Origin of the sequence: Thalassobaculum sp., assembly GCF_040219615.1 — a bacterium.
Classification (GTDB): domain Bacteria; phylum Pseudomonadota; class Alphaproteobacteria; order Thalassobaculales; family Thalassobaculaceae; genus Thalassobaculum_A.
Map to the genome: position 1 here is coordinate 47,398 of NZ_JAVJSE010000033.1, position 12,408 is coordinate 59,805.

Here is a 12,408-nt window from a genome sequence, read left to right on the forward strand (position 1 = left end):
CCGGCCTGCGACACGACTATTGGAACGGTCAGGGGCGGTTTCGCACGGAGAAGTCCCGCGTGCCGGCCGGGCGGTTGCTGAAGCGGAGCCGTCGGTTCAGGGACGGCCGCGATAGATCGGCACGTCCTGCGGCGGGATCCACAGGCCGCGCGGCGGTTCGCCGGACTGGTAGAAGACGTCGATCGGCATGCCGCCGCGCGGATACCAGTAGCCGCCGATCCGCAGCCATTTCGGGCTCAGCAGCGACTCCAGGCGCTTGGCGATGTCGACCGTGCAGCCCTCATGGAAGGCGCCGTGGTTGCGGAACGCGCCGAGGTACAGCTTCAGCGACTTGCTCTCGACCAGCCAGCCCGACGGCACGTAGTCGATCATCAGGAAGGCAAAGTCCGGCTGGCCGGTCACCGGGCACAGCGAGGTGAACTCCGGCGCGGTGAACCGCACCACGTAGTCGGTGCCCGGATGCGGGTTCGCCACCTTCTCCAGCACCGCCCGCTCGGGCGATTCCGGCATCCGGGTGTCGCCCCCGAGTTGGGTGAGGTTGCGGTAGATGGTCTCGTCGGTCATCGGTCGTCTCCCAAGGGCGCGCCGGCGAGGGCGGCGCGCCACTCCGCCGCCACCTCCACGTCGGGCTCTGTATCCGCGAGATCGGCACGCCGGCGCAAGGTGTCCGGTGCCAACCGACCGAGCGCCCAGACCGCCATGCCGCGGACCAGGGGGCTGTCGTCGCCGAGCAGCCGTTCCACCACCGAAACGACCGAACTGTCATCCGAGTTGCCGAGAGCGACCAGGACGTTGCGGACGAACCGGTCGCGCCCGGTGCGCTTGATCGGCGAGCCGGCGAAGCGGGCTCGGAAGCCGGCGTCGTCGAGAACCGCCAGCTCCGAGAGCAGCGGCAGGGTCAGGTCGTCGCGCGGCACGAAGGCGAGTTCCCGTGTCGCGGCGGCGAACTTGTTCCACGGACAGACCGCCAGGCAGTCGTCGCAGCCGTAGATCCGGTTGCCGATTGCGGCGCGGAACTCGGACGGTATCGGGCCCTTGTGCTCGATCGTCAGGTAGCTGATGCAGCGCCGGGCATCCAGGGTGTAGGGGGTCGGGAAGGCGTCGGTCGGGCAGATGTCCAGGCAGCGCCGGCAGGACCCGCAATGGTCGGCCTCGGGCGCGTCGGGCGCCAGGTCGAGGGTGGTGAACACCTCGCCCAGGAACAGCCAGGAGCCGAACTCGCGGCTGACCAGGTTGGTGTGCTTGCCCTGCCAGCCGATGCCGGCGCGGGCGGCCAGCGGCTTTTCCAGGACTGGGGCGGTGTCGACGAATACCTTCACCTCGGCCGCCAGGTCCTCATGGATCCAGCGCGCCAGCCGTTTCAGGCGCTTCTTCAGCAGGTCGTGATAGTCCTTGTTGCGGGCATAGACGGCGATGGCGCCGCGGTCCCGTCGCGCCAGGTCGTCGAGCGGATCGTGCCCGGGCCCGTAGTTGGCGGCGCAGACGATGACGCTGCGGGCGTCCGGCCACAACGCCGCCGGGTCGCGCCGCCGCTCCGCGGTGTCGGCCATCCAGGTCATCCCGCCGTGCTCGCCGCCGGCGACGAAGGCGTCCAGCCGCGCCTGCTCGCGTGCGCCGACCGCGGCCGGCGCGATGCCGACGGCGTCGAAGCCCAGGCTGCGGGCCTCGGCCTTGATGCGGGTTACAAGATCCATTTCGGATACCTGGTAACGCCGAGCCTTCAAGGCGAGAACAGCAGGTCGATCTGCTTCTGGTCGAGGCGGAACACCGTGCCGTTGATGACGCCGCCGATCCGTTCCTGCAACTCGCGGATCCCCTTCATGTGCTCCTCGACCCGGGTCCGGAGTTCCTCCTCGCCGGCGGTTCCGACCAGCTGGCTGAGCTCCGTAATGGCCCGCAGGATCAGTGCGTCGACGGCGGCGACCAGCTCCTCGAAGGCCTCGATGTATTCCTTCGGTGCGTTCTTGTAGGCCCAGATCGCCAGCTCCCTGTCGGAAAACACGCTGGCCGCGAAGTGCTCGACATAGGAGGCCGGCTTCCATTCGAGTGCCTCCTCGATGATCTCCGGCATGTCCGGGACCATTTCGAGGACCATGACGACTTCGTTGAAATGATTCAGGTAGTCCGTGGCCAGCAGCGAGGTGGCATTGATGTTGGTCCCCCGCACCAGCAGCCGGTAGGTGCGGGTCAGGCGGAATTTGTCTTCGAGGCCGGGGTTTTGCGACATCGTCCCTCCGTCCCCGTCATTGTCATGAAAACTTTTAACAAAATCCGAAATTCCGACACCGGTTCCCGAGTGGACTCAGATCGGCGGCAGATCACCGGCCGCCTGCTCGGACGCGAAGCGGGCAGCGAAGTCGTCGATCCCGCCCGCGGCGATCGCACCCCGCAGCCCCGCCATCAGCTCCTGATAATAATGGAGATTGTGCCAGGTCAGCAGCATCGGTCCGAGGATCTCGTCGGCCTTGGCGAGATGATGCAGGTAGGCCCGGCTGTAACCGGTGCAGGCCGGGCAGCCGCAGTCGGGGTCGAGGGGACGCGGGTCGGCGGTATGCCGGGCGTTGCGGATGTTGACCGGACCGCGGCGGGTCAGGGCCTGGCCGGTCCGACCGGAGCGCGACGGCAGCACGCAGTCGAACATGTCGACGCCGCGCCGCACCGCTCCGACCAGGTCGGCCGGTTTGCCGACGCCCATCAGATAGCGCGGCCGGTCGGCCGGCAGCAGCGGTGCCGTGACGTCGAGCATCCGGAACATCTCGCTCTGGCCCTCGCCGACCGCCAGGCCGCCGATCGCATAGCCGTCGAACCCGATGCCGGTGAGGGCGGCTGCCGACTCCCGGCGCAAATCGTCGTAGACGCTGCCCTGCACGATCCCGAACAGCGCGTGACCCGGACGATCCTGGAACGCCGCCCGCGAGCCCTCGGCCCAGCGCATCGACAGCCGCATGCTGTCGGCGGCGGTCCGGTGGTCGGCCGGGAACGGCGTACACTCGTCGAAAGCCATGGTGACGTCGGCGCCGAGCAGGCGCTGGATCTCGATCGAGCGGGCCGGGGTGAGGCGGTGCTCGCTGCCGTCGATATGGCTGCGGAAGGTCACGCCCTCGGCATCGATCTTCCGGCGCCCGGCCAGCGACATCACCTGGAAGCCGCCGGAATCCGTCAGGATCGGCTTCGGCCAGTTCATGAAACTGTGCAGGCCGCCGAGCTCGGCGATGCGCTCGGCTGTCGGCCGTAGCATCAGGTGGTAGGTGTTGCCGAGCAGGATCTCGGCGCCGGTCTCGGCGACCGATTCCGGGCGCATGGCCTTGACGGTTGCGGCGGTGCCGACCGGCATGAAGGCCGGGGTCTCCACGCTGCCGTGGGCCAGCGCGATGCGACCTCGGCGGGCGGCACCGTCGGTCGCCAGCAGCTCGAAGCCGATGGTCATGCTTCCTCCCGTGCCAGAAGGCAGGCGTCGCCGTAGGAGAAGAACCGGTAGCCGGCCGCGATGGCGTGGTCGTAGGCGGCGAGGATGCGCTCGCGCCCGGCGAACGCCGAGACCAGCATCAGCAGGGTGGAACGCGGTAGGTGGAAGTTGGTCAGCAGCATGTCGACGGCCTTGAAGCGATAGCCCGGGGTGATGAACAGGTCGGTCTCGCCCGACCAGGCCGGCACCGGGCCGTCGCCGCGAGCCGCCGCCTCCAGCACCCGCAGGCTGGTGGTGCCGGCGGCGACGATCCGGCCGCCGGCGGTCCGGGTCTCGGCGATCGCCGCGGCTGTCTGCGCCGATACCTCGCCCCATTCGCTGTGCATGACGTGGTCGTCGGTGTCCTCGACCTTGACCGGCAGGAAGGTGCCGGCGCCGACATGCAGGGTGACCAGCGCCCGTCGCACGCCGCGCCCTTCGATCCGGGCCAGCAGGTCGGGCGTGAAATGCAGGCCGGCGGTCGGGGCCGCGACGGCGCCGTCGCGGGCCGCGAACACGGTCTGGTAGTCGCTGGCGTCGTGCTCGGCCTCGCCGCCGCGGCGCTTGATGTAGGGTGGCAGCGGCATGCGGCCATGCGCCTCGAGCGCCGCCATCAGCGCCGGTCCGCCACGGTCGAAGGTCAGCTCGACCTCGCCGGCCTCGCCCTTCGCCGAGACCTCGGCCGCCAGATCCCCCCCGAACGTCAACCGGTCGCCGGGTCGCAGCTTCTTGGCAGGGCGCGCGAACGCCCGCCAGACCCGGTCGCCGTCGCGCTTGTGCAGCGTCACCTCGACCCGGGCCTCGCCGCGCCGGCCCTCGAGCCGGGCCGGGATCACCCGGGTATCGTTGGCGACCAGCAGGTCGCCCGGCCGCAGCAGGTCCGGCAGGTCGGCGACCGTCCGGTCCGCGAGCCCGGATCCGCTCAGGTCCAGCAGCCGGGCGCTGTCGCGCGGCCGGGCCGGGAAGCGGGCGATCCGCTCCTCGGGCAGGTGGTAGTCGAACAGGTCGACGCGCATCAGGCGCGGTTGGTTTCGGCCTGCCGCCAGTCGGACGGAAGCTGGGCCAGGATGGCCCGGAACGGCGCCAGCAGCACCGCCGCCATCGCCAGCTTGGCGGCGTAGTCGCCGAGCGCCCAGGTCACCCAGGGCAGCTCGCTGAACGCGAAGGCGCCGGCGAAGAACACCGCGGTGTCGAGCGCCGAGGCCAGCAGCGACGAGATCAGCGGCGCCTTCCACCAGGACTGCCGGCGCAGCCGGTCGAAGATCCAGATGTCGAGCAGCTGGGCGACCAGGAACGCCGTGCCGGAGGCGATGCCGATCCGGACGTCGGCGAAGATCACCGACAGCGCCACCCCGACGGCGAAGCCGACATAGACCACGCGGCGGGCCGGGCCGGCGCCGAGGATCCGGTTGGTCAGGTCGGTCACCAGGAAGGTCAGCGGATAGGCGAACGCCCCCCAGGTGAGCCAGTCGTTGATCGGGTAGCCGACCGTGACGTTCGACACCAGGACCACCAGGCCCATGGCGGTGGCACCCGCGATCAGCGCATTGCGCTCCATGGCGTGCGTGCGCATCGCCGTCCTCCACGAAATTCGGAAAAGCGCGCGCGTGATACAGGCCGGCGCCCGGAATGTCGAGGGACTTGGGGACCGGAGGCGGTTAGCAGGCGACATGGAGAGGTGAGGATGACGGTTGTGCGACGAGATTTCGAATTGGGGACGCTATTTCTCGGTGACGTACTTGATGTGCTCGGCCTTGTTCGCGAGTCCTCGGTTGACTTGGTTCTCACCGATCCTCCGTACTCGTCCGGCGGATCCACTATCGAAACAAGACAGAGGTGTCCGGTAGAGAAATATCAGAACACTGGTACGAAGAAACCCTATCCGTCTTTTAGCGGCGATCACCTGGATCAACGATCGTATGTGAACTGGTGCGTGGAATGGGGTAGTCGGTCGAGGTTGCTGCTAAAGTCAGGTGCTGTGCATGCGCAGTTCACCGACTGGCGGCAGCTTCCGGCTACTGTTGACGCAGTTCAAAGAGCCGGACTCCACTGGCGCGGAATTGTACCTTGGGACAAGACTGAGACGGCTCGGCCCACCGTTGGTGGCTTCAGGGCTCAAGCGGAGTACCTGGTCTGGGGATCGAACGGACCCCTCAGCCGCTCAAGAGGCGTTGGCTGTCTGCCGGGTGCCTTCCGTGAGCCAGTCCGTCGTAGTGACAAACTGCACGTCACCGGCAAGCCGACAGCTTTGATGGTTCGTCTAGTCGCGGCATGTCCGCCTAACGGAGTCGTCGCTGACTGGTTCGCGGGGTCGGGTACCACTGCTGTGGCAGCGGTGGTAACCGGTAGACGATTCATCGGGTGCGAAGTATCCCAAGAGTACTTTGAGATTGCGTGCAAACGAATTCACGAGGCGGAAGCCAGATTGGCATAGTATTGCATCGTTCGCCGGTCGCCTTAGTCCGGGAACTTCCCGTCCAGCACCTGCCAGATCTGGTGGGGCTTCAGGTCCTGCACGACCACGATGCGCTGCTTGTCGCGCTCCATGATCGACAGCAGGGTGCCGCAGTTCTGCTGGCCGATGGTGATGTCGTACCAGCCGGCGCGGCGGATGCCGGCCTCGTCCCTCGTGAGCTGCGGCGGCCCCAGTTCCTCGACACCGTCGGCGATGCTCCAGTCCTCGACCTCGTCGCCGATGTCGCGCAGGGAAATCCCGCGGGTGGTTTCGCCGCAGGCCTCGCGCGGCTCGGCGCCGTAGGGGGCAAGCCGCGCGAGTTCGGCGCGGTTGGAACCGCAGCCGGCGAGCATGCCGGCCGCGAGGGCCAGGACGGTGAACGAGCGGATCGGCGGCATCGTCGGTCTCCGGTTGTCGGCGGCGTTCCCCGCCATCACTCAAGCGCTTCCGGCCCCGGCGGGCAAGCTTCGGCCTTAACGTCACCCGACGGCTATGGCATCAGGAAGGCGAGATTCCCCACCGGCCCGTTAGATGACTGCCACCGCACCCGTTCCCCCGACCGTCGCCGCCGCCTACCGCCAGTACCGCGACGGCCGCCCGGCGGCCGCCCTGGCGGCGCTGGCGGCGGCCGGCGACGACGCGCTCGGCCATCCGGCCGGGCCGTTGCTGCGCGGCGCCCTGGACCTGGACGAGCGCCGTCCCGAGTCGGCGCTCCGGGCGTTCCAGCACGCGGCGGTTCTCGATCCCTCGCTCGGCGGGACCTACGGCAATGCCGCGGTCGCGCTCCGGCGGGTGAACAGCCTTGAAGCGGCGCTGCGGTTGGCCCGCCGGTCGGTGGTGCTCTCGCCGACCGGCGCCGTCGCCCGCAACGCGGTGACGGCGGTGCTGCTCGACCTGGACCGTCCGGCCCCTGCGCTGGCGGTCGCCGAGGCGGTGCTGTCCGACCATCGAGGCGATGCCGAGGCCGACCTGAACCGCGGGCTCGCGCTGCAGCGCCTGGGCCGGCTGGACGAGGCCCGGGCGGTGCTGGATGCGGCCGTGCGCCGGCGGCCGGGCGATCCGGCGCCGCTGCACGCCCGCGGCTACCTGCGGCTGCTGCAGGGCGACTTGCCGGCGGGCTGGCGCGAGCGCGAGGCGCGCTGGTCGCTGCCGAACCAGATGGCGATGCGTACCGAGCCCGGCATTGCGTTGTGGAACGGCGAGCCGCTGGACGGCCGGCACCTGCTGGTGATCGCCGACGAGGGCCGCGGCGACATGATCCAGTATGTCCGCTTCCTGCGCCGGCCGCCGCTCGCCGAGGCCCGGCTCACCCTGCTTGCCCGGGCCTATATGGTTCGGCTGTTCGCGCCGGCCTTGCCGCGCGTGGATGTGCGCGCCGCTCCGCCGGAGGCGCCGGCCGACTTCCAGACACCGCTGTCGCGTATCCCAGCGGTGCTCGGGACCGGTCTCGCCGAGATTCCCGCCGATATCCCCTATCTCGCCGCCGAGCCGGACCGGGTCGAGCGCTGGCGCGCCCGGATCGGTGACCGGGGTTTCCGGATCGCTGTGTGCTGGCAGGGCAATCCGGGCACTCCGGTCGACCGCGGCCGCTCGATCCCGCTGGCCGCGTTTGCGCCGCTGGCCGCTGTCCCCGGGGTTCGATTGATTGCGCTGCAGGCCCGCCACGGCACCGAACAGCTCGTCGACCTGCCCGCCGGCATGACCGTCGAGACCCTCGGCCACGACTACGACCGCGGGCCGGATTCCTTCGTCGACCCGGCGGCGGTCGCCTGCGCCGTCGACCTGGTGGTCAGTTCAGACACCGCGCTGGCCCATCTCGCCGGGGCGCTCGGCCGGCCGGTCTGGCTGGCGCTCCGCAAGATCCCCGACTTCCGCTGGTTGCTCGGGCGCGAGGACAGCCCCTGGTATCCGACCGCCCGGCTGTTCCGGCAGCGTAGCGAGGGCGACTGGGCCGAGGTCATGGCGCGGATCGCCGAGGCGGTGCGGCAGCGCATGGCCGCCGCCGGCACGCCGGGCTAACGGGAAGCGCCCGGTCCGTACAGCGCGTCGTAGCGGCGCTGCATCTCGGCCGGCTCTACCTCCTCGATGGAATGCCCGATCATCCAGTCGTAGCCGAACGGGTCGCGCACCGTCCCGGACCGCTCGCCGTAGAAATGGTCCCGGGGCGCGCGCACCACCGTCGCGCCGGCGGCGACCGCGGCGGCGATGGTGGCATCGGCGTCGTCGACATGCAGGTGCAGGGCGAAGCCGCCGGCCGCCTGCGGGTCCGATGCGCGGATGCCGTGCTCCGGGAATTCCGCCGAGAGCATCAGGATCGCCGGGCCGATCTGCAACTCGGCATGGCCGATCCGGCCGCCGGGCTCGACCAGCCGGAATTTCTCGGTGGCGCCGAAGGCCTCGGCGTAGAACGCGATCGCAGCTTCGGCGTCGGCGGCGCGCAGATAGGCGAACAGTTCGTGGACGGCCATGGGAGCCTCCCTCGGTTTCGGGTACCCCCGCAGGATCGGGCCGCCCGGGCCGGCGGTCTTGTAAGAATGATACCGGCCGGTCGCTTGACCCCCGGTCGCGAGGGTTCCTAGACTTCCGCCGCCCGCATCCCAGAACAACAGATGCAATCGAGCGCGGGTCAGGAGGAACGCCCTTGCCCGCGACACAAGTGCCGCGCAACCTCGACGTCGACCGTCTGCTCTCCCACCATCGCCTGATGTGGCGGATCCGCGCCTTCGAGGAGGCCGCCCTGCAGGCCAATACCGAGAAGCTGGTGCTGGGGGCCATCCACCCGTCGATCGGGCAGGAGGCGATCGCCGTCGGCGTGTGCGGCAACCTGAACCGCGACGACATCCTGTCCTCGACCCATCGCGGGCACGGCCACACCCTGGCCAAGGGCGCCGACGCCAGGGCCATGATGCGCGAGCTGCTGGGCCGCGAGGGCGGCACCAGCCACGGCAAGGGCGGCTCCATGCACATCGCCGACTTCGCGGTCGGCATGCTCGGCGCCAACGGGGTGGTCGCCGCCAACATCCACATCACCGCCGGCGCCGCCCACGCCATCAAGCTGCGCGGCGAGAACCGGGTCGCCTGCTCGATCTTCGGCGACGGCGCGATCAACCGCGGGCCGTTCCTGGAGGGCCTGAACTGGGCCAAGGTGTTCGACCTGCCGGCGCTGTTCGTGTGCGAGGACAACGGCTTCGCGTCGACGACGCGGACCGCGGCGATGACCGGCGGGCCGGGACCGGCGGCCCGCGCCGAGTCGCTGGGCGTGCCGGCGGTCGAGGTGGACGGCAACGACGTGCTGGCGGTCGACGAGGCGGCGCGCGAGGCGGTGGCGGCGATCCGCGCCGGCGGCGGCCCGCGCTTCATCGTAGCCAAGACCTACCGGCTGACCGGCCACACCGCCGCCGATGCCGCTCCCTACCGCCCGCAGGACGAGGTGACCGAGGCCTGGAAGCGGGAGCCGATCGCCCGGCTGGCCCAGGCGCTGGCCGACGCCGGCGTGAAGGGCGAGGTGCTGGCCGGGCACGAGCGCGACGCCCGCGAGGAGATGGACGCCGTCTACGCCGATGCCAAGGCGGCTCCCTGGCCGCCGTTGAGCCGCGGGTTCGAGGACGTGCAGGACGCGGGCGACCCGCGGGAAGGGGCGTTCTGATGGCGACCATGACCTATGCCGAGGCCGGCAAGCAGGCGCTGGCCGAGGAGATGCGGCGCGACCCCCTGGTCTGGGCGGTCGGCGAAGACCTGGGCCGCGGCGGCGTGTTCGGCCAGTACAAGGGGCTGGTCGAGGAGTTCGGGCCGCTCAGGATCTCCGACGCGCCGATCTCCGAGGCGGCGATCCTGGGGGCGTCGGTCGGCGCCGCCATGACCGGCACCCGGCCGGTGGTCGAGATGCGGTTCGCCGACTTCGCGCTGTGCGCGGTCGACGAACTGATCAACCAGGCCGCCAAGGCGCGCTTCATGTTCGGCGGCCAGACCAAGGTGCCGTTGGTGGTGCGCGAGCCGATGGGCATGTGGCGGTCGTCGGCCGCCCAGCACTCGCAGTCGCTGGAGGGCTGGTACACCCACATTCCCGGCCTGGTGGTGGTCTGTCCCGCGACTCCCGCGGACAACAAGGGGCTGCTGAAGACGGCGATCCGGTCCGACGACCCGGTGGTGTATTTCGAGCACAAGAACATGTGGGCGCTCGAGGGCGAGGTGCCGGATGAAGACGTGACCATCCCGTTCGGGGTGGCGCGGACCGCGCGCGAGGGCCGGGACCTCACCATCGTGTCCTGGTCGGCGACCGTGCACGCCGCCACCGAGGCCGCCGGGACCCTGGCCGGGGAGGGCATCGAGGCCGAGGTCATCGACCTGCGGACGCTCTGGCCCTGGGACCGGGACGCGGTGTTCGCCAGCGTCGCCAGGACCGGCCGGCTGCTGGTCGCCCACGAGGCGGTACAGGTCGGCGGCTTCGGGGCGGAGGTCGCGGCGACCGTCGCCGAGCACTGCTTCAAGGCGCTGCGCGCGCCGGTCAGGCGCCTCGGCTCGCCCCGGGTGCCGATCGCCTACGCCCCACCGCTCGAGGATCTGCTGCGGGTCACCCCGGACAAGATCGCCGAAGCCGCCCGCGCGCTGGTCGCGGCCTGAACGCACAAGAGGAACACCATGCCGACCAACGAGATGACCGGGGGCGAGGCGCTCGCCCGGATGCTGCAGGCCTTCGAGGGCGGGCCGATGTTCGGCATGGGCGGCTTCCAGCTGCTGCCGTTCTACGACGCCGCCCGCCGGCTCGGCCTGAAGCACTACCTGATCAACGACGAGCGCTGCGGCGCCTTCGCCGCCGACGCCTATGCCAAGGTGACCGGCCGGGTCGGGCTGGTCGACGCCACCCTCGGACCGGGCGCCACCAACTTGGTGACGGCGCTGGTCGAGAGCCTGAACGCCGGGGTGCCGATCGTCGCGATCGTCGGTGACAGCCACCGCATGCACTCCTGGAAGAACATGACCCAGGAGAGCCGGCAGCTCGACATCCTGCGCCCGGCGGTCAAGGAGGTGCTGCGTGTCGAGTATATCGAGCGCATCCCCGAGCTGGTGCGCCGGGCCTTCGCGGTCGCCACTTCCGGGCGGCCGGGCCCGGTGGTGCTGGACGTGCCCGAGGACGTCTGCCACGCCACCTATCCGTTCGACGAGGCGGAGTTCGTCGTCGACCCGATCCACCGTGCCGCCCCGGCGCTGCGGGTGCGGCCCGACGCCACCGCGCTCGACACCGCGGTCGACATGCTGAAGTCGGCGCACCGGCCGCTGATGCTGTGCGGCGGCGGCGTCCACATCAGCCGGGCGGCCGAGGCGGTCACCGCCTTCGCCGAGGCCACCGGCATGCCGGTGGCCCATACCATGAGCGGCAAGGGCGCGGTCGCCTGCACCAGCGCGCTGTCGGCCGGGCTGTTCGGGCGCTACGACCGGATTGCCAACAAGCTGATCGACGAGGCCGACCTGCTGTTCGTGGTCGGCTGCAAGCTCGGCGAGATCGCCACCAAGCGCTACACCATCCCGCCCAAGGGCAAGACCGTCATCCACCTGGACATCGTGGCCGAGGAGATGGGCCGCACCCTGACCCCGGCGCTCAGCCTGTGGGGCGACGCCCGCGCCACCCTCGACGAGCTGCGCGCCGCGCTCGCCGGCTCCGGGATGAAGGAGCGGCTGGCCGGCTGGGCGGCCGAGGTGCCGAAGCGGATGGCGGCGTGGCGCCAGGACGTCGACGCCCGCCTGACCTCCGAGGAGCGGCCGATCAACATGGCGCGGCTGATGCACGAGCTGAACCGCAACCTGCCGGCCGACGCCACCCTGGTGGCCGACGGCGGCTTTGCGGCGCATTGGGGCGGGCTGCTGTACGACACCAAGCAGCCCGGCCGCGGCTTCGTGCCGGACCGCGGTTTCGCCTCGATCGGCTACGGCGTGCCGGGCGGCATCGGCGCGACGCTCGGCGCCGCCCACGACAAGCTCGGCCCGGTGGTGGCGCTGACCGGCGACGGCGGCTTCAACATGGTGATGGGCGAGCTGGAGACCGCCCGCCGGCTCGGCCTCGCCTTCACCGTGGTCGTCGTGAACAACGCCGCGTCCGGCTACGTGAAGGCGCTGCAGCACCTGATGTACGGCGAGGGCGCCTACCAGTCCTCCGACCTGGCCGAGACCAACTACGCCAACGTGGTCGAGGCGTTCGGCTGCAAGGGCATCCGGGTCGAGCGCCCGGAGGATCTCGCCCCGGCGCTGCAGGCGGCGATGGCGGAGAAGGGCCGCCCGACCCTGCTGGACGTGGTCGTCACCCGCGACCCGGCGAAGATGCTGCCGGCGGTCGACAACCGCACGGTGCAGGTGAAGAAGGGCGACCGGGTGGCGTGAGTTCCAGGCGGCGGCCCGTCGCATCGTGGGTCCCGGAGCCGACCGCTGGCGCGGTCCCTCCGGGATGACGGAGGTGCTGGGCCGGACTCCTATCCTTTCGTCATTCCGGACGGTCGCGCCGTCCTCGGCGGGGCCG

13 protein-coding genes are annotated in these 12,408 nt (G+C 70.5%); 5 read left to right on the forward strand and 8 right to left on the reverse strand.

The window, feature by feature from the left end; translation table 11 throughout:
• Positions 1-96: 96 nt before the first annotated feature.
• The 6 genes from queF to RIC31_RS17555 all read right to left on the reverse strand — a co-directional run bounded on the left by queF (position 97) and on the right by RIC31_RS17555 (position 5,018).
• On the reverse strand, positions 97-564 hold the full coding sequence (queF, locus tag RIC31_RS17530; protein ID WP_350110597.1) for a preQ(1) synthase: 468 nt from the start codon (positions 562-564) through the stop codon (positions 97-99).
• Positions 561-1,694, reverse strand: coding sequence for a tRNA epoxyqueuosine(34) reductase QueG (gene queG / locus RIC31_RS17535; protein WP_350110600.1), 1,134 nt, complete (start codon positions 1,692-1,694; stop codon positions 561-563). The genes queF and queG overlap by 4 nt, the downstream gene beginning before the upstream one ends.
• 26 nt (positions 1,695-1,720) lie before the next feature.
• Complete coding sequence (locus tag RIC31_RS17540) at positions 1,721-2,227, reverse strand: hypothetical protein (protein ID WP_350110603.1); 507 nt, start codon at positions 2,225-2,227, stop codon at positions 1,721-1,723.
• Positions 2,228-2,302: 75 nt separating this feature from the next.
• Entirely contained in the window at positions 2,303-3,427 is a 1,125-nt protein-coding gene (tgt, locus tag RIC31_RS17545) for a tRNA guanosine(34) transglycosylase Tgt (RefSeq protein ID WP_350110606.1), read from the reverse strand.
• Positions 3,424-4,461 carry a tRNA preQ1(34) S-adenosylmethionine ribosyltransferase-isomerase QueA gene (gene queA, locus RIC31_RS17550; protein WP_350110609.1) on the reverse strand — a complete coding sequence of 346 codons (1,038 nt, stop codon included), beginning with the start codon at positions 4,459-4,461 and terminating at the stop codon, positions 3,424-3,426. The genes tgt and queA overlap by 4 nt, the downstream gene beginning before the upstream one ends.
• On the reverse strand, positions 4,461-5,018 hold the full coding sequence (locus RIC31_RS17555; protein WP_350110612.1) for a VUT family protein: 558 nt from the start codon (positions 5,016-5,018) through the stop codon (positions 4,461-4,463). The genes queA and RIC31_RS17555 overlap by 1 nt, the downstream gene beginning before the upstream one ends.
• A gap of 111 nt (positions 5,019-5,129) precedes the next feature.
• On the opposite strand from RIC31_RS17555, the gene RIC31_RS17560 reads away from it, so the two are divergent.
• Complete coding sequence (locus RIC31_RS17560; RefSeq protein ID WP_350110615.1) at positions 5,130-5,879, forward strand: DNA-methyltransferase; 750 nt, start codon at positions 5,130-5,132, stop codon at positions 5,877-5,879.
• Positions 5,880-5,902: 23 nt separating this feature from the next.
• On the opposite strand, the gene RIC31_RS17565 is transcribed toward RIC31_RS17560, so the two are convergent.
• Positions 5,903-6,298, reverse strand: a complete 396-nt coding sequence (locus RIC31_RS17565; protein ID WP_350110618.1) for a cupredoxin domain-containing protein — start codon at positions 6,296-6,298, stop codon at positions 5,903-5,905.
• Between the two features lie 133 nt (positions 6,299-6,431).
• On the opposite strand from RIC31_RS17565, the gene RIC31_RS17570 reads away from it, so the two are divergent.
• Positions 6,432-7,919: a tetratricopeptide repeat protein gene (locus RIC31_RS17570; RefSeq protein ID WP_350110621.1), complete on the forward strand. Its 1,488-nt coding sequence runs from the start codon at positions 6,432-6,434 to the stop codon at positions 7,917-7,919.
• Here RIC31_RS17570 and RIC31_RS17575 read toward each other — a convergent pair.
• On the reverse strand, positions 7,916-8,368 hold the full coding sequence (locus tag RIC31_RS17575; RefSeq protein WP_350110624.1) for a VOC family protein: 453 nt from the start codon (positions 8,366-8,368) through the stop codon (positions 7,916-7,918). The two genes, RIC31_RS17570 and RIC31_RS17575, sit on opposite strands and share 4 nt — an antisense overlap.
• Before the next feature lie 173 nt (positions 8,369-8,541).
• Between RIC31_RS17575 and RIC31_RS17580 the strand changes: the two genes are divergently transcribed.
• The 3 genes from RIC31_RS17580 to RIC31_RS17590 are packed head-to-tail and all read left to right on the forward strand — an operon-like array spanning position 8,542 to position 12,272.
• On the forward strand, positions 8,542-9,546 hold the full coding sequence (locus RIC31_RS17580; protein ID WP_350110627.1) for a thiamine pyrophosphate-dependent dehydrogenase E1 component subunit alpha: 1,005 nt from the start codon (positions 8,542-8,544) through the stop codon (positions 9,544-9,546).
• Positions 9,546-10,520: an alpha-ketoacid dehydrogenase subunit beta gene (locus RIC31_RS17585; protein ID WP_350110630.1), complete on the forward strand. Its 975-nt coding sequence runs from the start codon at positions 9,546-9,548 to the stop codon at positions 10,518-10,520. The genes RIC31_RS17580 and RIC31_RS17585 overlap by 1 nt, the downstream gene beginning before the upstream one ends.
• Before the next feature lie 18 nt (positions 10,521-10,538).
• Positions 10,539-12,272 carry a thiamine pyrophosphate-binding protein gene (locus tag RIC31_RS17590; protein ID WP_350110633.1) on the forward strand — a complete coding sequence of 578 codons (1,734 nt, stop codon included), beginning with the start codon at positions 10,539-10,541 and terminating at the stop codon, positions 12,270-12,272.
• Positions 12,273-12,408: the final 136 nt, after the last annotated feature.